Annotated in this window: 21 protein-coding genes; 9 read left to right on the top strand and 12 right to left on the bottom strand. The window is 56.1% G+C overall.

Annotated elements, in window-relative coordinates:
• Nucleotides 1-10 precede the first annotated feature (10 nt).
• The gene (locus AAEZ05_RS15825; RefSeq protein WP_350647995.1) at nucleotides 11-217 is read right to left on the bottom strand and encodes a DUF6124 family protein; all 207 of its coding nucleotides are present in this window, start codon (nucleotides 215-217) and stop codon (nucleotides 11-13) included.
• A gap of 315 nt (nucleotides 218-532) precedes the next feature.
• Here AAEZ05_RS15825 and AAEZ05_RS15820 point away from each other — a divergent pair, with 315 nt between their 5' ends.
• Together AAEZ05_RS15820 and AAEZ05_RS15815 are read left to right on the top strand one after the other, a co-directional pair.
• The gene (locus AAEZ05_RS15820; RefSeq protein WP_350647993.1) at nucleotides 533-1,591 is read left to right on the top strand and encodes a Rieske 2Fe-2S domain-containing protein; all 1,059 of its coding nucleotides are present in this window, start codon (nucleotides 533-535) and stop codon (nucleotides 1,589-1,591) included.
• Nucleotides 1,592-1,678: 87 nt separating this feature from the next.
• Nucleotides 1,679-2,629, top strand: coding sequence for a PDR/VanB family oxidoreductase (locus AAEZ05_RS15815; RefSeq protein ID WP_045061349.1), 951 nt, complete (start codon nucleotides 1,679-1,681; stop codon nucleotides 2,627-2,629).
• Nucleotides 2,630-2,638: 9 nt separating this feature from the next.
• On the opposite strand, the gene AAEZ05_RS15810 is transcribed toward AAEZ05_RS15815, so the two are convergent.
• The 4 genes from AAEZ05_RS15810 to AAEZ05_RS15795 form a co-directional block, all read right to left on the bottom strand.
• Nucleotides 2,639-3,352, bottom strand: coding sequence for a GntR family transcriptional regulator (locus AAEZ05_RS15810; protein ID WP_045061350.1), 714 nt, complete (start codon nucleotides 3,350-3,352; stop codon nucleotides 2,639-2,641).
• Nucleotides 3,353-3,435: 83 nt separating this feature from the next.
• Entirely contained in the window at nucleotides 3,436-4,686 is a 1,251-nt protein-coding gene (locus tag AAEZ05_RS15805; protein ID WP_045061351.1) for an OprD family porin, read from the bottom strand.
• A gap of 66 nt (nucleotides 4,687-4,752) precedes the next feature.
• The gene (locus AAEZ05_RS15800) at nucleotides 4,753-6,087 is read right to left on the bottom strand and encodes an MFS transporter (protein ID WP_350647991.1); all 1,335 of its coding nucleotides are present in this window, start codon (nucleotides 6,085-6,087) and stop codon (nucleotides 4,753-4,755) included.
• A 594-nt stretch (nucleotides 6,088-6,681) separates the two neighbouring features.
• Nucleotides 6,682-6,963, bottom strand: coding sequence for a DUF3077 domain-containing protein (locus tag AAEZ05_RS15795; RefSeq protein ID WP_205893566.1), 282 nt, complete (start codon nucleotides 6,961-6,963; stop codon nucleotides 6,682-6,684).
• Between the two features lie 772 nt (nucleotides 6,964-7,735).
• Between AAEZ05_RS15795 and AAEZ05_RS30765 the strand changes: the two genes are divergently transcribed.
• On the top strand, nucleotides 7,736-7,813 hold the full coding sequence (locus tag AAEZ05_RS30765) for a hypothetical protein (protein ID WP_371851362.1): 78 nt from the start codon (nucleotides 7,736-7,738) through the stop codon (nucleotides 7,811-7,813).
• Nucleotides 7,814-7,894: 81 nt separating this feature from the next.
• On the opposite strand, the gene AAEZ05_RS15790 is transcribed toward AAEZ05_RS30765, so the two are convergent.
• Complete coding sequence (locus tag AAEZ05_RS15790) at nucleotides 7,895-11,701, bottom strand: SIR2 family protein (protein ID WP_350647988.1); 3,807 nt, start codon at nucleotides 11,699-11,701, stop codon at nucleotides 7,895-7,897.
• A 274-nt stretch (nucleotides 11,702-11,975) separates the two neighbouring features.
• Nucleotides 11,976-12,440 (bottom strand): toll/interleukin-1 receptor domain-containing protein, encoded by a 465-nt coding sequence (locus tag AAEZ05_RS15785; RefSeq protein ID WP_350647986.1) that lies wholly within the window; start codon nucleotides 12,438-12,440, stop codon nucleotides 11,976-11,978.
• Here AAEZ05_RS15785 and AAEZ05_RS15780 point away from each other — a divergent pair.
• Complete coding sequence (locus AAEZ05_RS15780) at nucleotides 12,427-12,567, top strand: hypothetical protein (protein WP_350647984.1); 141 nt, start codon at nucleotides 12,427-12,429, stop codon at nucleotides 12,565-12,567. The genes AAEZ05_RS15785 and AAEZ05_RS15780 overlap by 14 nt on opposite strands.
• Nucleotides 12,568-12,899: 332 nt before the next feature.
• Here AAEZ05_RS15780 and AAEZ05_RS15775 read toward each other — a convergent pair whose 3' ends face one another.
• Complete coding sequence (locus AAEZ05_RS15775) at nucleotides 12,900-13,751, bottom strand: AraC family transcriptional regulator (protein ID WP_350648070.1); 852 nt, start codon at nucleotides 13,749-13,751, stop codon at nucleotides 12,900-12,902.
• 208 nt (nucleotides 13,752-13,959) lie between these two features.
• Here AAEZ05_RS15775 and AAEZ05_RS15770 point away from each other — a divergent pair, with 208 nt between their 5' ends.
• The gene (locus AAEZ05_RS15770) at nucleotides 13,960-14,709 is read left to right on the top strand and encodes a glucose 1-dehydrogenase (protein ID WP_350647982.1); all 750 of its coding nucleotides are present in this window, start codon (nucleotides 13,960-13,962) and stop codon (nucleotides 14,707-14,709) included.
• A 64-nt stretch (nucleotides 14,710-14,773) separates the two neighbouring features.
• Nucleotides 14,774-15,988 carry an MFS transporter gene (locus AAEZ05_RS15765; protein ID WP_350647980.1) on the top strand — a complete coding sequence of 405 codons (1,215 nt, stop codon included), beginning with the start codon at nucleotides 14,774-14,776 and terminating at the stop codon, nucleotides 15,986-15,988.
• A 44-nt stretch (nucleotides 15,989-16,032) separates the two neighbouring features.
• On the opposite strand, the gene AAEZ05_RS15760 is transcribed toward AAEZ05_RS15765, so the two are convergent.
• The 4 genes from AAEZ05_RS15760 to AAEZ05_RS15745 all read right to left on the bottom strand — a co-directional run bounded on the left by AAEZ05_RS15760 (nucleotide 16,033) and on the right by AAEZ05_RS15745 (nucleotide 19,375).
• Nucleotides 16,033-16,404, bottom strand: coding sequence for a cupin domain-containing protein (locus AAEZ05_RS15760; protein ID WP_350647978.1), 372 nt, complete (start codon nucleotides 16,402-16,404; stop codon nucleotides 16,033-16,035).
• A gap of 44 nt (nucleotides 16,405-16,448) precedes the next feature.
• Complete coding sequence (locus tag AAEZ05_RS15755) at nucleotides 16,449-17,204, bottom strand: SDR family NAD(P)-dependent oxidoreductase (RefSeq protein WP_350647976.1); 756 nt, start codon at nucleotides 17,202-17,204, stop codon at nucleotides 16,449-16,451.
• A gap of 206 nt (nucleotides 17,205-17,410) precedes the next feature.
• On the bottom strand, nucleotides 17,411-18,322 hold the full coding sequence (locus tag AAEZ05_RS15750; protein ID WP_350647974.1) for a LysR family transcriptional regulator: 912 nt from the start codon (nucleotides 18,320-18,322) through the stop codon (nucleotides 17,411-17,413).
• Nucleotides 18,323-18,478: 156 nt separating this feature from the next.
• On the bottom strand, nucleotides 18,479-19,375 hold the full coding sequence (locus AAEZ05_RS15745) for an AraC family transcriptional regulator (protein WP_350647972.1): 897 nt from the start codon (nucleotides 19,373-19,375) through the stop codon (nucleotides 18,479-18,481).
• Nucleotides 19,376-19,512: 137 nt separating this feature from the next.
• On the opposite strand from AAEZ05_RS15745, the gene AAEZ05_RS15740 reads away from it, so the two are divergent.
• From AAEZ05_RS15740 to AAEZ05_RS15730, 3 genes are read left to right on the top strand one after another with little or no spacing between them, the layout of a single operon-like run.
• Nucleotides 19,513-20,256 carry an SDR family NAD(P)-dependent oxidoreductase gene (locus AAEZ05_RS15740; RefSeq protein ID WP_350647970.1) on the top strand — a complete coding sequence of 248 codons (744 nt, stop codon included), beginning with the start codon at nucleotides 19,513-19,515 and terminating at the stop codon, nucleotides 20,254-20,256.
• A 29-nt stretch (nucleotides 20,257-20,285) separates the two neighbouring features.
• Nucleotides 20,286-20,687, top strand: a complete 402-nt coding sequence (locus AAEZ05_RS15735; RefSeq protein ID WP_350647968.1) for a VOC family protein — start codon at nucleotides 20,286-20,288, stop codon at nucleotides 20,685-20,687.
• Complete coding sequence (locus AAEZ05_RS15730) at nucleotides 20,684-21,667, top strand: saccharopine dehydrogenase family protein (protein WP_350647966.1); 984 nt, start codon at nucleotides 20,684-20,686, stop codon at nucleotides 21,665-21,667. The genes AAEZ05_RS15735 and AAEZ05_RS15730 overlap by 4 nt, the downstream gene beginning before the upstream one ends.
• Nucleotides 21,668-21,820: the final 153 nt, after the last annotated feature.

Raw genomic sequence — 21,820 nt, 5'->3', positions numbered from 1 at the left:
AACGGAACGCTTAGGCTATCGGGTCGAGTTGATCCAGAGCCCGGTTCACCGAGAGCTCTGCCAGCATGAGAATCTGGTGAACGCCCAATAGGGAGTTGCGGCTTGGGCCGGTTTCGCGGTCGGCGATGTCCATGGTGATGACGCTGGCGGATGCCAGGGATTCGCTGACGGAGCCCAGGAGAGTCTGGATATCGACTGTCGGGTTGATGGTGTACATCGTGGGTATTTCTGACGATCGTGCCTTCGAGCGTGCATACCTAACGCCCAGGTCTCGGACCCCTCAGCCAGTCGGGCCTGCACTTGCTCCGATACCGCTTCACGCCCACAGCGTCGAACGCGTTCTTCGGTGCTCAGTTTGTATTGCGATCCGAGAATGCGGCCTTGGTATTTCGAACTCTGATAACGGTCTACTCCCGAGCTTTCCAGTGCTTAATGGATCCACTAATGCCTATTTTCAGGCTTAACGCTTGACTGATTTGAGAATACTCCTATTTAATGGATCCATAAAAACAAGCCTGCGCTGGAGATCTTCATGTATCCGAAAAACACCTGGTATGTCGCCTGCACCCCTGACGAGATCGCTTCCAAGCCTCTGGGGCGGCAAATATGCGGTGAGAAAATCGTTTTCTATCGAGGCCTTGAGGGGCGCGTTGCCGCTGTCGAGGATTTTTGTCCTCATCGCGGTGCTCCCCTCTCGCTTGGTTATGTCGACAACGGCAACCTGGTGTGTGGATACCATGGCCTGGTCATGGGCTGCGACGGCAAGACCGTCGAAATGCCGGGTCAGCGCGTACGGGGTTTTCCGTGCAACAAGACTTACGCGGTCGAAGAGCGTTACGGCTTCATCTGGGTCTGGCCTGGGGAGCAGGACAAGGCTGATCCTGCACTGATCCACCACCTGGAATGGGCTGTGAGTGATGAGTGGGCCTACGGCGGTGGGCTGTTCCATATCAATTGCGACTATCGACTGATGATCGATAACCTGATGGATCTCACCCACGAAACCTACGTACACGCTTCGAGCATCGGCCAGAAAGAGATCGATGAAGCGGCGCCGGTCACCACCGTCCAGGGCAACGAGGTGGTCACCGAGCGGCACATGGAAAACATCATGGCCCCGCCGTTCTGGCGTATGGCCCTGCGCGGCAACAATCTGGCCGACGACGTGCCGGTAGACCGTTGGCAGATCTGCCGCTTCAGCCCGCCCAGCCACGTGTTGATCGAGGTGGGCGTGGCCCACGCCGGCAAGGGCGGTTACCACGCCGAGCCGCAACACAAGGCCGCGAGCATCGTGGTCGACTTCATCACCCCGGAGACCGAAACGTCGATCTGGTACTTCTGGGGCATGGCACGCAATTTCAATCCCGGCGACGATGCCCTGACCGCCAGCATTCGCGAGGGCCAGGGTAAGATTTTCAGCGAAGACCTCGACATGCTCGAGCAGCAGCAGAAAAACCTGCTGGCCCATCCCGAACGCAACTTGCTCAAGCTCAACATCGATGCCGGGGGCGTGCAGTCCAGGCGCGTGCTGGAACGTCTCATCGCCCTTGAACGAGCACCGTCGGTCGAGCTGATTGCAGCGGCCAAATAGCCAAGGGCATTGCCTTTCGCGCTACGCCAGTCCCCTCCCAAAGATCCTGTTCGCGGCCACTGCGGTGGCCGGTCTTGAAGGTGCGCCATGATTGAAGTCGTCGTGTCATCCCGCAACAACGAAGCGTTGGATATCTGCAGCTACGAGTTGACCTGTGCCCAAGGCGGGGCATTGCCCGTCTTCAGTGCCGGGGCCCATATCGACGTGCACCTGCCCGGCGGGCTGATCCGCCAGTACTCGCTGTGCAATCACCCGCAAGAGCGCCATCGCTACGTGATTGGCGTACTCAGGGACGCCGCCTCGCGCGGTGGTTCCCAGAGCCTGCATGAGCAGATCAACAGTGGCGATCGGCTGATGATCAGTGAGCCGCGCAATCTGTTCCCGCTGGTGGCCGAGGGACGACGCAGCCTGTTGTTCGCCGGCGGCATCGGCATCACCCCGATCCTGTGCATGGCCGAGCAACTGGCCCACAGCGGCGCCGATTTCGAGCTGCACTACTGTGCTCGCTCCAGTGAACGTGCGGCGTTTGTCGAGCGCCTAAAAGGGGCATCCTTTGCCGATCGTGTGCACCTGCATTTCGATGAACAAGCCGATTCTCGCCTCGACGCCGCCAGGGTTCTGGCCAATCCGCAGCCTGACGTGCACCTGTATGTCTGCGGCCCCTCAGGCTTCATGCAGCATGTACTCGACAGCGCCAAGGCTCAGGGCTGGAGCGATGGGCAGTTGCACCGTGAATACTTCGCCGCGGCGCCGGTGGATACCGCCGGCGACGGGACGTTCCAGGTCAAGCTTGGCAGCAGCGGGCAGGTGTTCGACATTCCCGCCGACAAGACGGTGGTCCAGGTGCTGGAAAGCCACGGTGTCGAGATTGCCATTTCCTGTGAGCAGGGCGTCTGCGGAACCTGCCTGACCCGTGTACTGGAGGGGGTGCCGGATCACCGTGACCTGTTCCTCACCGAAGACGAGCAAGCGGCCAATGATCAGTTCACGCCCTGCTGTTCGAGGGCCAAATCCGCGTTATTGGTGCTGGATCTCTGAACGAGCCGGTCATTCGCCGCGCGCGATGACTTTTACCCGCTCGCCATTACCGATTGCTCCGAACACTTCGGCGTAGCGCAGCGTGGCGTTGGCGTGTTCACGCATGATGGCTTCAGCGCGTGCGCCCTGGCGGCTGACCAGCGCGTCGTAGACCGAGTGGTGTTGCATGTGCGCGAAGTTGAAGCGCCGGTATTCACGCGCCATGTCTTCGCGATCGATCGCCAGCGCTGACACTGAGGCGAAAGGGCGATGGTCGTTGCGCGACAGGGCTTCGGCAATGGCCGGGTTGGCGCTGCTGGCGACGATCACCTGATGAAAACGCATGTTGAGGTCATGGAATACCTCAAGGTCTTCTTCGGTCACAAAGCCTTTGTCGAACAGCGCATCGCCCTGCACCAGGCATTCGAGCAGCGCCGCCTGCGCTTGCTCACTCAACCCGCGCTCGGCGCTCTGCCGCGCCGCCAGCCCCTCCAGCACCCCGCGTACCTCCACGGCGCCGGCGATATCGTCGGCGCTCACCGAGCGTACCTGATAGCCGCGCCCGCCATGGCGCACCAGCAAGCCTTCCTGTTCCAGGGTCAGGAAGGCCATGCGCACCGGCATGCGCGAGACGCCAAAGCGTTCCGCCGTCGGAATCTCCATCAGCCGTTCGCCGGCCGCCAGCTCGCCCGAGGCGATCATTTTGCGCAGTGCGACCAGCACCATTTGACCTGGTTTGCTCATGCAGGCGACTTCCAGTGAGGGGTCGCCATAGTAACGCAAGGAGAGGGGGAGATGCAGGGGCGCCAGGCGCCCCTGGGCGGAGGTCAGAGTGACAGTGGGTAGCTGACGATCACACGGGTCTGGTCGAAGTCACTGTTGAAACTGCGGCGGTTGGTGGCGTTGTTCACCCGCAGGCTGAGGTTCTTCAGCGGGCCACTTTGCAGGGTGTAGCTGAGCTCGGTGTCGCGCTCCCATTCCTTGCCATTGCTGCCAGCCTTGGTCGTCGCGTTGTCGCCATGGCCGTAGCGGGTCATCAGCTGCAGGCCGGGAATGCCGACGGCGACGAAGTTGTAGTCATACCGAGCCTGCCAGGAACGTTCATCGGCGTTGCTGAAATTGCCGTTGAACATGTCATTGCCCAGGGTGCGCCCACTGCTGCCATACACGGACATCCAGCCGGTATCGCCGCTGACTTTTTGCAGCCCCAGATACAGGGTATGGCCCCCCAGGTTGGCCGAGAACAGCCCGTAGGCGGTATGGCTTTGCACGTTGCCGATAAGCGCGCTGCCGTCATCCTTGTCGATGAAATAGCCCAGGTTCGCGCCGAGGGTCCAGTCACCGAATTTCTGTTTATGCAGCAGATTCAGATAGCTTTGCTGATAGATGTCTTCGAGTTGCGAGTGCCAGGCGCCAATCAGCGTTTGTTGTTCGTTGAAACGGTATTCGGCGCCCGCGTAGTTGAAACTGTCCGACATGACGGTGGGAGCCGCCCAGGCCGAGAGGTCTTGCATGTCCGAGGAGTTACGCAGGCTCACGGCGGTGTATTGACCTGCCTGCAGGCTCAGGCCAGGGAGCTCTCGGGACACCAGCGTGGTGCCCTGGAAGGTCTGTGGCAGCAGGCGCCCGTCATCGTAGCGCAGCAGCGGAATATCCGGCATGAGCTCGCCGAGCATCAGTTCAGTGTCGGAAACACGCATTTTTGCCGCCACCCCCGCGCGCCCATAGTTGTCAGCGGCGTGACCATCGTCGTGCACCGGCAGCAGCTCCGATCCGGAGCGTTGAGGGCCGCTGTCGAGCTTGACGCCAAACATCGCTATACCGTCCAGGCCAAAGCCGACCACACCCGGGGTATAACCGGAACTGAACTTGAGGATCGCGCCCTGGGCCCATTCCTCGATCTTGCTCTTACTGGCGCCGGGATCGTTGAAATCACGATTGAAATAGTAATTTCGCAGCGTCAGGCTGGTCTTCGAATCCTCGAAAAAACCGCTGCTTTCAGCCTGCGCCGAAGGAATCAGGGCAAGCGCTATTGCACCGCCGAGCAGCGCCCGGGGAGGGAAGGAGAGGTAAGTCATTATTGTTGTTTTCCTGAAGGATGTAGTCAGTAGCGGGGACGGCCCCGCTACCTCTTTGCAAAGGTGTCAGGCCTGGCTGAGCTGGGTGCCAGGCTGTGGTTGGGCGGCAGGCCGCAGTGCCAACAGCACAGCGGCGGCGATGACGAAAACCACGGCAAACACCCCATACAGGTGCAGGGGTTGCCAGCCGCCGTCCAGCAACAGGCCGGCGACCGTCGGCGAAAGAATCGCGCCAATGCGTCCGATACCGATGCCCCAACCCACCCCCGTCGCGCGCACCGAAGCGTCATAGACAATCGGCGACAACGCATACAGGCCCGCCACACAGCCGTTGGCAAACAGGCCGATCAACAGCCCCAGGCTGAGCGCCATTGACACCGATGAAGCCGAGCCGACGAACAACACCAGCAAGCCTGCGGTCACCAACATGAACAGCGACAGCACCCGAGTCAGCCGCCAGCGCGAGGCCATGGCACCAATCAATGCCGCACCAAAAATACCGCCAACACTCAGCAACACCCCGCCGCTGATCCCTTGTTGCGCCGACAGCCCCGCCGCGACCAGCAGCTTCGGCGTCCAGCTCATCACGAAGTAGAAGCCGAACATCACCAGGAAGAACAGCAACCAGATCAGCAGCGTAGTGCGCCGCGACGCTGGTGAGAGCAACTGCGCCAAGCGTCCGCGGCCTGAAGTCGGCGCTGTCATGGCGACGGGCAGGGCGCCTAGCTCCGGCTGGCCGAGGCGGGCGGCCAGACGATTGATCCGGGCCAAGGCATTGACGGGACGGCGGGCGATCAGAAAATCCAGCGACTCAGGCAAATACAGCAGCACCAGGGGAATCACCGCCAGGGTCACGACGCCACCGAAGATAAACACCGAGCGCCAGCCAAAGTGCGTCAGCAGCCACACCGACAACAAGCCCCCAAGCGTCGCGCCCAAGGCATAACCGGTGGACTGCAGGCTCACCGCCAATCCTCGCCAGCGCTTGTTGGCGTACTCACTGGCAATCACATTACTGCTGGCCAGGATCCCGCCAATACCCAGGCCGGTCAGCCCGCGCATTAGCGCCAGCTGCAAGGGCGTCTGGGTCAGCGCCGACAACAGCATCCCGACCCCGGAGAGCAGCAAGCAAAACAGAATCAAAGGGCGACGACCAAATCGATCCGCCCATGGGGCAATGAACAAAGAGCCTGCCGCCATGCCAAACAGCCCGGCGCTCAACAACAGGCCGATCTGCGCACCGTTCAGGCTCCATTCGGCAGACACCGAAGAGGCCGTGAAGGCCATGACCAGCACGTCGAAGCCATCAATCATGTTCAGGACAATGCAGATGCCCACGGCCAGCCACTGGAACGGCGCCATGGGGCGCTCGTCCACCACTCTCTTGAGATCGACGGTCATGGCTGGCCCTCGAGACGAGGTTGTGCACAGGTAAGGCTGGAATAGCAGACGTAAGGGGCTGCAAGCCAAGGCTTGAGCCAGATTGAGAAGTCACTCATCACGACAGACACCCTTGTTATTTTTATGGGCGGGCAGGTGGGGTACCTGACACCGTGTGGTGGCAGTCAATCAATTTATGGATCCATTGAGAAGTGGACTACAGAAACATGTGATCTATATTTTTTCAAATAACAAATAAAGCTATTTAAAATCAACGACTTATATTGCTGTAAAAGCGTTCGATTATCGGACGGATTGGATGTTTTGTCTTTTGGGGATCCACTAATAGCCGGCGGAGGGCTGGTTTGGTAGACCCAAGGGATAAGCTTTGCGTTTTAAGCCGAGCGCCGCAGACATTATTTACGCACCGTTCGCTTTTGGCTGTTCACTGCCCCTCGCCCGGGGCCCGAATCAGCAGGAGCCCTGCTGCAGAAGGCCCGATTTGGATGACCCCCTGTGGGAAATACCTCTGTGGGAGCAAAGCTTGCCCGCGATAGCGCCAGATCATCCACAACAAACCCAAATGACGCAGCACCATCGCAAGCCCACCTTTGACTAACCCCCAGAAACCCCTCGCTCCCGCATCAAAACCTTCACCGAATCATCAACCAACGCCTTACCCATAGACACCAGATAATGCGCAGCCCAAGCATGCCGCCCATTGCCCTTCGCATAAGCCGCATCCTCAGTCAGCGACTTGGCAAGGCAGAGAAAATCCGAAGCCATCGATAACGCATCGGCAATGGGCACACCACCAATGACGTGAAACATCGCTTGATTACCGAGGTAGATTGCGGGGGTGAAGCCGATGGTTTTGAGTTCGGGATTGTCGGTCATTTGCCACCTCCGTTGATGGAGAGGCTGTGGAGGAGGGCAGATGGTGGGACGTCACGCAACCGGGAGCCGCGTAGAGGGGAAAGCCAAATTTCGAACGGATTTATGCTGCGCATAGTGAAGCTCCTTAATTTGAAGAGCTGCCACAATTCGTTACCAAGCGAATGGGTGACAGCTGTGCGCAGGTTGGTAAACCGGGAAATCAAGGAAACCGGCACGTCCGAAGACGTCCCACGCACAGCCGCCATAACGCATATTGCAGGCGAAAAAAAAGCGCCTGCGAACGCATAGCACTGTTGCGCAGTGATTTACCTCGGGTTACCAAGCCCGGTCGCTGAATTGGCAGCGACGGCGTCAGGGTATCGCGAGCGTTCCTCCCCCTGCAACCACCGACAACTTTGGGCTGACTTCTGAAATTCGCAGGATGAGGTCATCTGCGCTCCTTTTGGCTCATCGATGGCCTTGACGCGTAGGCTCGCACGTCACAATGGTTAGTGAAAAAATGCACCACGATTTCCAGTGTGCTGAGTTCAGCCTTGCGTCGGGTTGGGACAATTGGTCTGGGCATTACTTGCTTTCAGACTCTATGGCAGGCGATGTATTTCTGAGAAAACTATTCGACCGGTTTCTCGCCTGATTACAGTGTTTTTCGGATTGGCAGTAAGCCTATTAGCCATTGCCGCGGCTGCATTAGAGCGTTTTAGGCTTCGCGACAGTCAGGAATCGGCCACAAGTGGTTTAGCAACTGCACTTCACACCTTACTAGCCAAAGGGATTGCCCAACCATAAAGTGTTGAAGAAATGGATGGCTGAGTACGGGACCAATTCAATAGAGTCCTGGTTAGCGCAGTAGTGCAGGTCGGTTGAGACTTGAGCCTAACCCCTAAGGTCGAAAGCACCCCATGCTCCCGACCCTAGTTATTTATCTTGTTTCTCAGCTTGCCTCTACAAGTTCAATTAGGCGCAAATAGCGCGTATCCGATTGAAGGCTAGGAGCGCTCTCAACTACCAACGCAAGTATGCTTGGTAATTCGTAAGGAGCTCTGGTCAGCACCTGTGGAGTAACTGCGTGCATAAGATCGAGCGTAACTTCAGGATAAAGAACGGCAATCGGTCTTTCTTCACCGACATCCAGGGTAAACCGATAAAACGGATGGTCACTTATCTCCACCGGCACCAAGAATTTCTTCACCGCCTCATACACCTTTGGAAAATATTCGCCCGTATCATCAAGTAGGCCGATCCATGCTTTTATCGAAGCAGATGTCCTATATCGGCGCTCCCTTGGCCAATCCATATTAATAAATGGGATCACGTGCTCTACCCAACCGTTTTCATTCTTCCGCCCAACTAGCCCCAACCAGAAAATGAACTGATTTCGCTCATCGTCGGACATGTCCCGAAGAACCGAGCGCATTTCGCTTCGTGTAAGCCCGCGTGGGCTATCCGGATGAAAAATCCTCATCAACCCCAACCATTGAGAGGCTACCTGAGATAGATCGCGTTCCCAAGACAGACCGTTAATCCACGGAATTAAATTAAGCAATAGTGGCTTAATGACCTCTACTAATTCAGTTGCGGGCATATCTACATGAAGAAATCCATTCCAAGCAGGCTCTGAGACTGGATGATCGAACGATAACATTGGGACAAGTTTATGCTTAGTCCAAATTGGATCGACAAACATAAGCCAGTTCAATTCACGAAACACGATAGAAACAGCGTGATCCGCGCCCTCTCCCTGGGCAGAAAAAAGCCGTTCAACACGAGACTTTATGTTAGCTGGGATTAACGAATTCGCGCCCTGCTGATTACTTGAAAGTGCATGAAGAAGAGCTTCGGCGCACATACCAATGGGACCATTGATTGCATAGTTGTAAGTGCGACGTGATCGCTCGACAGCCTTCCCACCACGGTGAACCTCACCCACCCCGCTCTCAGTAGCATCAGGATCACCACTAAAAATTCCGTTGACAACATTGTCATAGACAGCCCAAGCGAGGGCGCTATCAAAATCCAAGACAGACCTAATATTTTGCTCCAGCCATCTTGTCAATACGTATCGCAGCTCTACTACAACTACGTTCGGAAGGCGCGCCAGTCTATTTATAAATAATCGTTTCAGTCTGGGGGAAATATCCGCTGGAAGATCGTTGATCATGGAGTTCCAGAACGCACTTGGGTATTCACCTCTCTTACCTTCAAGTGTTAGCGCAGTAAGCGCCTTCCTAGGATTGGCCTTCACCAATCCTGCAAAAGGTCGCTTATCAGTGAAGCTGCCGAAGTCGCGCTGATGGTCTTCTTTAGCCTTGGGAATAACTTCGTTAACGGGAACATTCATAAGTTTGTCGGGAGCTTCGTCAGTACCCACCCAACCTACCCTCGAACCATGTATGGTTACTGTAGAGGTTGCCCACCCGTCGCTCCACTCAGAAATCCCGCTAATAATTTCCTTAAGCCGCTGACTGAGGTCGCCAGTCAAATTGCAGCCCTGAATTTCGAGATATCGAGCATATTTGGCCGCAATCCTGTCTCTGACTTCATGAAACTCTTCATCAGACCAGTGAGATTGCTGATCGGGACCGGCGATGATCCGCTCTGCAATTCTTCTCTGGTATTCAGTTGAAAACTCTGCCCACCGATCACTAAGCAAAAAAAGCAGCTCACGAACCACGTCAGTGTCCCACAATGCCTCCTGGCTCAAGCCCAAAACCGCCTGCGCTACATGATCCGCATCAAAGATATCAACCTTACTAAACGCGTATAACTTTAACTTCCTAAAGAAAAATTGCTCATCCATAGACCAGATAGTTGCGTGCGCTCTTGCAATCTCTGGCCAGGTGGAAGCCATCCTGTCAAAAAGCTGAACGAACCAAATCATAGGCTCAGCTGTACTTGTGACCCGCTCCCGCCCACCTATATCACGCTCTGGATAACAGGTAGGTGTGTCGAAGAATTTAACGTCGACATCTTCCAGCAAGCTGGGAACAACACTCAACTGGTGTTCCAAAATCCCAAAAACCTGACTTAACTGACTATCTGGAACCTGTAATTCTTCATTGTTCCGATCAAGGAACGCGACCTCAAACCGCCCTAAGTCGTCAAAATCTATTTCCTCCCAAGATGCTGATGGAGGCATTGACTTCCCTAAGCCGGACGGGAGGCTAATCTGCAGTTTTGGCGTCGCGAATCTCCGAAACTCTCGTAGAGCATTAGGGGTCCAACCTTCTGCATCAATCAAGTTTTTAAAGTCAAACCACTCACCATTCCATCGACGATTGCGAGGGTCTTGATGATGCTCAACAAGTAGCCGCCATAAATGGCGAGCACGTTCGGAGAGGAGTTTGGAATGCCTCAAATGCCACTGAATTTGGTGAAGCAACCTAGGATGCAGTCCATTCTGGCGAACTGCCCACCAGGCCAAAACAGGACTATTGATAGACTTGCAAATCCAAGATATAAGGTGGCCAAGCCTTTTTGGCGTACTCTCTAAGCCCTCCACCTGTCGTCCACCCAAACGATGGGAGTCGTGCGGATTATCATCTTCCTCACGCCACACAAGAAGATTGTCATTAGTGACCCCTTGCCTGCGCTCATTTTCAGAGATATCTATCAGATCATCATCAAGCCCATAATGGAAAACAGGATCAAATGTTTCTCTTTCACTCCCATAACCGCTACTCTTCTCGCCTGATCGGACATTAGCATCCATCACGCATATCCACTCTGGATGTGGTACAGGCTCAGCCTCTGAAAACGCTCTCGCACCCCGCACAGTGCGAAGCACATGAGCAACTTGACCTCGCTCATGGGGCATTAATTCCTTTGGATCCCTCTGACTCTTAGCAATCGTGGATAAACGCCACTTGCGCGGATCATCGGACCGCTCAGCCCAAGCCTCCATGCTTTTCCACAAGTCTGAGTGATCGGAATAAGCGATACCAGTAACACCTCGATCACGCCATTTGACTTCGACATCTTCAACTGTCCCCCGGTCAAAGGCGTAGAGTTTGGATCGATCATATTGGCCATCATGATTTAGCCCTTGAAGCAGGTACTTTACCGGCGGATCTTCGGCCTTATAACCAACCAGAACAACCGTATAGCGCTCAAGGAGATGCCTAATGAAGTTTGTCGCCCAGCCCTCGGAAAGATAGGCCCGCCCGAAATCGGCGCTACTTAAGACATAAGGGTGACTTTCTGCGGTTGTATCTACTAGTCTTCCGTGCAGATAGGTAACACCTTCTATATTCAAGCCAAAATTAAGATTTGGGAAAGCAGGAGGAACATGCAACTTCAGTTGCCCAGCGTCACCCGGCAACTCGAACAACCTATCAAAGTTTGTCGTTACGATCTGTGGCATTCCACCCTGACTAGAAGAAATGCGTTTTATGAGGTTGTGTTCCCGCCCAAAATCATGAACTTCCAAAGAAACACTTAACCTCTCTGTGACCAGGGCATTAACCTCATCCTTGCCATACTCTAAATGAAGAAGGTTAAAAATCTGGTCCAGCGGCACGTTCGAATCCGACTCACGAATCAACCACGGCAGAAACGAGGTCATAATTTCCGAATCGTCAGGCGGGCCGAAGAACTCGATGACGTATTGAGTCAACCCGATAAATGTGGGCATTCCAGACGGAATTGAGACTCCTGCACCACATAGAAACACCACGCGACCGGCATCGCAACGCTCTAGTAAAACATCTGGTATCGAGGGACCACTGGCGTAAAATTTCATAAGTTCAACTCACCACTAGAATGGATAGCGCGCCTTAGCGAAGGGCTGCTAGGGTCGAAAGCCGCCGCTTGGGAACGACCGCTTTTGGCCGATTTCTGTCTTCCTCGACCGGCTGAAATCGACCCTAAGCTGCCCTTCGCAGAGGGCAGATAGGGACTAAAAGCGGACACTACCGTTGGAGCTAACCGGTCTTCCGGAGTTAGGTCTGGTTGACCGAGGGGTTGGAGCGAACTTTTCCGAACAGCCGCATGGCGAACCTGGGTGGGCAATAGAGCTAGAGCGCGACCAGCTCGGCGATTTTTGCCGCAACCACCGCCATTGAGTCTTCTTCAGTGTCCAGACCGCTTCGGGAAGCGAGCAAGGGGCTGACATTGCGTAGAGCTTCATACGTCGTGTTGTGCACGATGGGAACGAGCTGATTACCTGCCAGGAGTGCCGAAAGCTCTTTGTCGGCGACGCTCTCTTTGGGGAGGCGGGCCAACAGCGCAGGGGTCACCAGCACAAGCCCAATTCGAGAATTCGCTAAGCCCTTGTCGATGGCGCGCATCATCGGAACGCCGAGGCCAAGGTCCTTCTCGCTGAACCAAACTTTGACACCAGCCGCCACGAGCAATTCGTGCAGCTCTTTGGCCGGCCCCTGACGGTCGTCCCACGCGTGGCACAGGAAGACGTCACGAAGATCAGGCTGCTGCGCTGCTCGCGTCTCAACAGTTTGGCGGATTGGCGTGAGTGACTGCACTTGGGTAGACGTATACGACACGGACGAACCCGCTCTCGACCAGCGCGGCCTTGAACTGCTGCTGGACTTGCCGCCACCGCCGCCACTGTTGCCAGAGCTACCTCCGCTGCTGCTCGACGAGGAGTAGGATGAGGGCGAATAGGAGTTTGAACTGTGACGGCTATAGCGGCTACTGCATGCGGGGCAGTCCGCTGCCGCGCTTGCTGAGCGATGGCCTCTTGATGGTGCCGTGCATCTAGCCATGTCGTAATCCTTCCATTGGTCAGTCCCTTTGCAACACACGGATGTGGGTCTGACTCAACAGTAGCCTAGTGCTATGCCTAAACAGAAGAGAAAATTCCGGGCTCGGTATTAGGATTAGGCTCTCCACAAGCGGAGCCAACGCTCTGCCTATCCGCCCCAGAACTACCGTTCACAGATTTGGGTTCAATTAACTACGTGCGGCGCTATGCGCTGCGGCTATGGGGATTTGAATCTCGCCGCGTCCCGCACAGGTGGCAAGCCAAAGAGGCGGGCATACTCTCTACTGAATTGCGAGGCGCTTTCATAACCCACGGAGTAAGCGATGGAAGTGGCATCGAGAGTATCGAACAACAGTAACCAGCGTGCCCTGAGAAGGCGCAGCCTCTTCTGGTATTGAATGGGGGTCATCGCTGTGATGGATTTGAAATGCCGATAGAAGGCAGCGACGCTCATATCGGTCATCGCGGCGAGCGGTACTACACGGAAGGGTTCGGTGTAGTGCTCACGGATCCATAGGGTGGCCCGCTGGATTTGCGCCAGCCGTCCGTCCGGGCGAGCGATTTCACGCAGTATTCCTTCTAGAGGCCCCTGTAAAGCGCGAAACAGAATCTCTCGTTCGATCATCGGTGCCAGTACCGTAGCTTCGTGCCGTTTGTCTATGAGACGCATCATGCGCAGCCATGCATCAATCATTTCGGCAGGGGCCGTCACGGCATTAAAGCAACTGCTGGTTGACGCCTTATCTGCTTTGCCCTCCTCAACCAACAACGAGGCAATCACATTGGGGTCCAGTGTCAGGCTGATCGCGAGGTAGGGGAGATCAGGTCCGCTGGGGTAAATCTCGCCGGTGGCGGGCACATCCACGGGCACGAGGAAATAGCTGCCCGCTGGGTAATGAAAAACCTGCTCGCCGATGGACAGTGTCTTGGAGCCCTGAAGAACCAGGTGCAGCATCGGCTGATAGACCTGATCTGCACAGACTTCGGCCTGGACCATTGCCACACGCGGCAGCCCGGTATCTGTCCACGTGTTATCTGCGCGCATCACGATACTGCGCAGTTCTTGCATTGAATTGTTCATGCGTTTGAACATGGTCTACATCCGACAGCAAAGCAAGCTACCCGAGAAGAATAGGCAAGGATGTGCGAAAAACCGGCAAACGTCGGACCCTCTATTAAGCAAATACTGTTAGCAAGCGGCACCAGCGCTCAGGCCCCTGAAAATCTGAGTGCGTGTCTCTCAGCAAAACATTACTCAACTTAGAAGAGGTTCCCCTATGAAGCTCGATGGGAAAATTGCTGTAGTAACAGGCGCATCAAAAGGTATCGGCGCAGGTATAGCCAGAGCGCTCGGTGCGGCGGGTGCCACTGTCGTAGTGAACTATGCGTCAAGCAAGACTGACGCCGATGCGGTTGTGGCACAGATTCAAGCGCAGGGCGGCGCAGCTGTTGCCATTCAAGCAGACATGAGCAAGGCCGCCGATGTGACGCGTTTGTTTGACACCGTCAGAATCGACTACGGGACGCTGGATATCCTCGTGAACAATGCAGGTCTTGCGGTCTTTCAAATGATTGAAGACCTCACAGAAGAAGCCTTCCACAAGCAATTCAATCTCAATGTGCTGGGCTATCTTCTTGCGGTTAGAGAGGCCGTCAAGCTGTTGGGCCAATCAGGCAGCATCATCAATATCAGTTCCATCCTCAGCACCGATCCGTATCTGGCATCCAGTGTCTATTCGGCCACCAAGGGCGCGGTCGATACCTTGACCTTCGCATTGGCCCGAGAGCTGGGGCCGCGCGGCATCAGAGTCAACTCGATCTTGCCCGGTCACACGAACACCCCAGCCACTGACGGTAACTTCGCCGGTGAATTTGGAGAAAATCTCATCGCTGGCACACCTCTAGGTCGTTTTGGAGAGCCAGAGGACATTGCACCGCTGGCCGTGTTCCTGGCGTCCGAGGATTCGCATTGGGTCACCGGCGAATCCATCCGGGCTTCGGGTGGCGTACGAGGGGTTGGTTACTAAACACCACCGATTAAAGCTGTAGGCGCACGGTGACGTGCGTCTGTAGGTGTTCAGGTTCCAGATAATGACACAATCCTTAGTTGCAGCAGATCTACACTCCGATTCATCCCCCACGTCTATTCCTTCTCCAGCCCCCGCTCCATGGAGCGCGGTGGCAGCCATTGGTGTGGGGGCGTTCGCGCTTGTTACCGCCGAGTTCTTGCCTGTCGGACTACTCCCTCAAATTGCTAATGATCTGGCAATCAGTGAGGGGCAAGCAGGCCTCATGATCACTATTCCCGGTCTCGTTGCGGCCTGTTCGGCACTTTTGACGATCAGTTTGGCCAAGTCATTTGATCGTCGACACGTGCTGTGGGTCCTACTCAGTCTATTGGTCGTGTCCAACGCACTAATGGCGTGTGCAAACGGATTATTCGTTCTGTTAGCGGGCCGCGTCCTGCTTGGCGTTGCGGTGGGCGGGTTCTGGACTATCGGTGTAGCGCTGGGCCCGAGGTTGAGGCCCGACGCGGTGGGCCGGGCGACATCGATTATCTTCTCGGGGGTTACGCTTGGAACTGTTGCAGGCATCCCGACAGGAACGCTGCTCGGAGGTTTGTTCGGTTGGCGAATGGCATTTGGCGCTTTTGCTGCATTGGCCTCACTGGTCGTCATCGCGTTAGTACTGCTGCTGCCATCGATCCGTCCGGAAAAGTCGTCGGGTTTCGCGCAAATTCCGGCGGTGTTGAGACTGCCTAAAGTTCAGGTGGGACTGGTGGCCGTGATCCTCATCTTTACCGGACAATTTGCGGCCTATACCTACATCACGCCTTATCTAAATCAAATCAGCGGGATTGAATCGAGTGAGCTGAGTTTGCTCTTATTGGGGTATGGCGTTGCCGGGATATTCGGCAACTTGTTCTGCGGATGGTGTGTCGAACGTGATGTGCGTCTGGCAGTGCTGGGAACATCGCTGCTGTTAGGTTCTGCGATGTTATTGCTCGGTGCCATGGGCGACGATCCATTGCCCGCAATAGCCGCTGTCGTCACGTGGGGATTCGGATTCGGGATGTTGCCCATTGCCATTCAGAGCTGGATTTTCAGGGCTGCGCCTGATCGTCTGGAAAGCGTGGCAGCGCTGTTTGTTTCCATCGCTCAGCTCGCAATGGGGGCCGGGGCGCTGTTGGGAGGATTAGCTGTCGATCACTATGGCGTTGCGAGCGCCGTGTGGTTAGGCGCAGTGGGCGCGTTAGGCGGAGCGATATGGATTTTTGCACGCTTCCCGCACAAGCAAGTTCGATAGTCACCAGAGCCAGCCAGAACGTCAGCTGGCTCTGTCTATTTTACTCAGTCAGCGCTTATCCACGGACCTTCACCGTGAACTTGAACGACGGTTTCATCTTCATTCCACGTGAAATGCGATAGGCCAGGTGGAAACACAACGACGCCACCTGGTTTGAGTGCCACGCAACGGGCTCTGTCGAACGTTTCGCCCACTCCGACATGGAGGGTGCCGGAGATCACTGTGTTGCGCTCGGCGAAGGGCGCGCGATGAGAATGTGGCGCTGCCGCCAGGCCAGTAGGGAGCTTGACGCGGGCAATGAAAGGGCCGGGCGCGGTGATCGAGCCTTCGACGTCGAAATACTTAACCTCAGGTGCTCCGGGGAAATCCTTCCAGTGTGTCTCTTCAAAACTGGAAATAATCGGTGAGAGATTCATGGCATTGTTCCTTGTCCGTTAGAGAAAAACAGGTGGTGAGCGCATCAGACTTGCGCCTGGCCGCCATCTGCAAAAATTTCCGCTCCATTCACAAAACTGGCGTCGTCAGACGCTAGAAACAGCGCGACTCTGGCGATCTCTTCTGGCTCACCGACGCGGCCTAAGGGGATGCGTGTACTGAGATAGTCGAGCATGCCCTGTTGCTGGGCGGGATCGTCGCCAGCGAAGTCGAGGAGGAATGGTGTGCGGACGGGGCCTGGGCTCAATACATTCACACGAATGCCAGTCCCTTTGAGATCAAGTGCCCAACTGCGCGCCAAGTTGCGAACAGCAGCTTTAGACCCGGAATAGACACTGAATGCAGCGGTGCCCTCAATGCTGGCGCTAGAGCCCGCCAGGATGATCGAGGCGCCCTTGGCCATGAGGGGTAACGCTTTCTGAACGGTAAAGATCGTAGCCTTTACATTTCGCCCGAAGGTCTCGTCGATGTGGTCTTCGGTGATCTGCCCCAGAGCCAACATATTCCCGCCACCGGCGTTGGCGAATAACACATCGAGGCGGCCTGCTTCGGCCTTGATTTGATCAAACAAACGGTCGAGATCCGCGCTGTTGGTCGAGTCCGCCTGGACGCTGGTGACGTTGCCGCCTATTTCGTCCTGGGCCGCTTGAAGGGCATCCCGGTTGCGACCGGTTATGTAAACGTGTGCGCCTTCAGCCGCGAACAGTTTCGCAGTGGCCAGACCGATGCCGCTGGTAGCGCCGGTAATAAGGGCGATCTTGCCGTCAAGTCTATCCTGCATGGTGATGTTCCCTAGCGTCAGGAGCGGCGGATCCGAAGAAGTCAGGTCAGCCTCCTGAATCGAGTCTAGGGCGGCTCAACACACGGCAGAAGCCCGCCAGAATAGAGACTTAATCCACGCCACTGGATAATCAAATCTGTATATGGAGAAATACCGGCCGAGCGTAATGGATGTGTCACAGCGGACGTTTCTTGCGGCCAAGAAAGCTACCCGGGCTTGCAGTCTTTTCTACTGAAGAGTTCGACTGCCCAATCGGCAAAGGCGCGAAGTTTTGCGCTCGGGTGGCGGGTTGCCGGATATACAAGCTGGATCGGATGTGAGGGCTGAACCCAGTCTTCCAGGAGGGGAACCAGCCGCCCCGTGCCGAAATGCGCACGCGCGCTGAAGCGAAAAATCTGGCCGATTCCCAAACCTGTTAACACCGCTTCCGTGAGGGCGGTACTTTCGCTGACGTTCATCACTGAGTGCCCATTGATTTCGTACTTCTCGTCCCCTCGACTGAAGTGCAGAGGCAATGATTTGCCGGTGTGCGGAAAGAAATAACGAATGGTTTGATGCCGCTCTTCGAGTTCCTGGGGATGCAGCGGGATTCCGTGTTTCGTGAGATAAGCGGGAGTGGCACATGTCACGTAATCAATGCTGCAAAGGTGTCGCCCGATGAGTGAGCTGTCAGGCAAAGCACCGCCTCGAATCACGCAATCGACGCCCTCACCGATGAGATCGGCAGGGCGATCACTGACACCCAGAAGCAGCTCTAAATCCGGAAAACGTGCTCGAAATTCAGGTAGCGCAGGAATGATGACCAGATTTGCCAGTGACGAACCGACGTCAACGCGCAGCCTGCCGTGCGGGCTCGCACGGGCGTCCCCTGCGGCCGTATCCATTTCGTCCAGTTGGGCCAGGAGACCCAGGGTTTGTTCCCGGTAAGCCTCACCTGCCGGTGTAATGGTGAATGAGCGCGTACTGCGCTCTATGAGCTTTACATCCAGATGCTGCTCAAGGTCTTGAAGTAGCTTGCTGACGGACGAGCGAGGAATATCGAGCGAGTCTGCCGCTTTCGCAAAGGAGCGAGCATCTGCGATTCGTATGAAAACCCGCATGGCGAGAAGTTGGTCCAAAAATGCGCTCCTGCGACTCGTGAGGGGGAAAACCTATCGGCGGCGTCCGCAGTTGCATGTCACTTGTGCTCGACGCGGCATAGCGGTGCGGTTTCTGCTAGATGTGCACCGTACACCCCCTCCGGTCGTTGGAACACCAACATGTGGGTGCTCGACTTATCCGCCAACGGCGCCTCTGGTCTCCAACAAGATTCTTGCAGCATCTCGTGCAGGAGGCAGACCAAATACCCGCGCGTAATCACGGCTGAACTGAGTCGCGCTTTCATAGCCGACCTCGAAGGCAGCGCTCGTGACACTCTGGGCATTGACCACCATGAGCGTCCGAGCCTGTAGCAATCGAACCCTTTTTTGATACTGCAACGGGCTTAAGGTAGTGACGGCTTTGAAGTGGCGGTGGAAGGCGGACACGCTCATCGCCGCTTTTTGGGCAAGGGTGTCCACTCTAATGGACTGGGCGAAGTCTCGACGAATCCACTGAATAGCCATACTTACTCGGGCCATCGCGGTATCAGGAGCCGCTATTTCACGCAGCATCCAGCCGTTTGGACCTTGCAGAACCCGATACAGAATCTCCCGTTCGTAAGCGGGTGCAAGGGCCGCTATATCCTCGGGGCGGTCCATCAATCGCAACATACGTACCCAGGAGTCCATCAATTCGGGGGTAACGGCGGCTACCGAGAATCCTGGATCGTTATCGTAACGCCCGGAGGGCTTGGGGAGGTCGGCGAGCAGCGTCGACAGGACCATAGGATCAAGTGTCAGACTTACTGCGAGATACGGCTCGCCCGAGCTAGCTGGGTGCACTGTTCCCACCGCTGGCAACTCGATGGACATCACGAAATACGTCGCCGGGTCGTACCGCAATGTGCGGTCGCCGACGGTCATCGTTTTGCTGCCTTGCAGGATCAGGTTGATCATCGGATCGTAGACCGCGGCCAGCATGTGCTCGGGGATTTTGCCCTGGACCATGGCCACGCGTGGAATGCCCGTTTCAGTGCGGCGATTTTGGGCCTTGGAAGCCAAGGACCGAAGTTCGATCAATTGATTGTTCATGAGCGCATGCTGATCCCAGGAGTCAGCCCTGTGCAAGCAAAAAGCAGAAACAGGCAGGTTTTGAGTAGGAACGGCTGCGCCCCTGCGCAGCATCATGGTTACTGTGATAGCTCATTTGATCAACAGTGGAGCACCCCATGAGCGTTATCCTGATCACCGGAGGCAGTCGTGGCATCGGTGCCAGCGCGGCAGAACACTGCGCCCAGCGAGGCATGGGGGTTATCCTCACGTATAAAAGTAATCCGCAGGCCGCCGATTCAGTTGTAAATCGTATCGAGGCCGCTGGTGGCAAGGCCGTCGCGGTTGAACTTGATGTCGCCAATATCGGCAGTTTCGAGAAGTTTCGCGAATCGATATTGCTGACATTACAGGCAACGTGGGGCGTGACCACCCTCAGTGGTTTGGTCAACAACGCTGGCTATGGCCTGTTCAACCCACTTGAGTCGGTCACTGAGGCACAGTTTGATGGCCTGCTGAACGTGCATCTCAAAGGTCCATTTTTCCTCACCCAGTCATTGCTTCCTTTGATGGAGACTGACTCGAGCATCGTCAATTTGACCAGTGCAACCACGCGTGTAGCGACGGCGGGCGTGGCGCCTTATGCCGCTTTCAAAGGTGGGCTGGACGTGCTCACCCGTTACATGGCTAAAGAATTTAGTGATCGGCGCATACGTGCGAATTCGGTCTCGCCCGGTGCGATCCGCACTGAGTTGGGCGGCGGTCTGAACGCCGAATTCGAGGCGCTGCTTGCTTCGCAAACAGCCCTTGGCAGGGTGGGCGAGCCGCAGGAGGTTGGCCGCGTTATCGCCATGCTGCTTAGCGAGGAGGGACGCTGGATCAATGCCCAGACTATCGAAGTCGCGGGTGGTTACAGCATCTGAATCAGCAACTGAATAAGCGAGGCTATCCCATGCTGGATCACATCTTTATTTCTGTGAGCGACATCGAACGTTCCATTCATTTCTACGACGCAGCACTCACTCCGCTCGGGATTACCGCGCGACTCGATTACGACGGCAGGGATGGTCCTCCGGGTCACCCCGACCTCAAGGGCTTTGGGGCCGATGGCCGAATGTTTTTCTGGTTGCGCGAAGGCGTTGTGGAAGGGCGAGCTGTGCACGTTGGATTCGTGGCGAGCAGCAAAGCCGAGGTTGACGCTGCCTACGCCGCCGCCATGGCGGCTGGTGCTATCGATAACGGTGTGCCGGGTGCACGCCTGCATTACGACCCGAATTATTACGCCGGCAACGTCCTTGACCCTGACGGTTACAGCCTTGAATTCGTTTACAAGAATTGGCAGCACGCGCAATGAATACACTTCTCATCTACGGTGCTACAGGCTATACCGGCCGCATGGCGGCAGAACGCGCCAAAATGTTGGGGCTGAATTTCGAGATTGCCGGGCGCAATGCCGAACGGTTGCAATCCCTTGCCACGCTTCTTGATGTTCCTTACCGAGTCTTCACGCTCGATGACCGATCAGAGCGCTTTCTGGGCGGTATCGACACGCTGCTGAACTTTGCGGGGCCTTTCGCGCAAACGGCTGAAGCGCTGATGCGCGCATGCATCAAAGTCGGGGTGAACTATCTGGACATCACGGCCGAGATCAACGTTTATCGCCTCGCGGACAGCTTGGGTCCTCACGCCGCGAAGGCGGGTGTCATGCTGATGCCCGGCGTCGGCTGGGACGTCGTACCGACGGACTGCCTGGCTGTGCATGTCGCACGACGTGTACTGCAACCGCACTCACTGAACGTCGCACTTCAGGTCCCTGGCACCATGTCGCGGGGTTCCGCAATGAGCGTCGCTGAAATCATTGGCTCCGGCCTGTTGGCGAGAGTCGACGGTCAGCTCGTTTCGGCGCCGGATGCGCAGCCACGACACTTCGATTTTGGCGATGGCCCGGTCCTGTGCGTACCCCTGTCCTTCGGTGACCTTGTGACAGGTTGGCATTCGACGGGGATTCCCAATATCGCAATGTTTGTACACATCTCTGGAGATGCCTTCCCTGAGGGTGATCTATCACAACTACCGGATGGTCCGAGCGCTCAGCAACGTGATGCTCATCGCGCACGTGCAGTGGCTGAGGTATCAAGGGCTGACGGTACGGTTGCGCGGTCGATGATCGAGACCGTCAACGGTTATTCCTACACGCCACTTGCCGCCGTTGAGGCCGCGCGACGGGTATTGGGCGGCGAGCGCAGGCCAGGTTTTGAAACGCCTGCCCGGTTGTTCGGTGGTGGATTCGCCGAGACTATTGCGGGCACGACAATCACCGATTTCGTGGGCTAAATCAGTCTCATGGTTCATGGTTCATGGTTCAAGGTTCTGAGTACTTAAGACTTTGCTGGGACCAGACGCGGCGTACTTCCGTCAATACACTGAGTTACGGTGGTGGCCAGAGCGGTTGATATCGTCTATGCATGCTCACTGAAGAGGATTGAA

Source organism: Pseudomonas sp. HY13-MNA-CIBAN-0226 (assembly GCF_040310305.1).
Taxonomy (GTDB): Bacteria; Pseudomonadota; Gammaproteobacteria; order Pseudomonadales; family Pseudomonadaceae; genus Aquipseudomonas; species Aquipseudomonas gregormendelii.
Note: the sequence above shows the minus strand (reverse complement) of the source record. Positions and strands in the feature narration are given on the sequence as shown.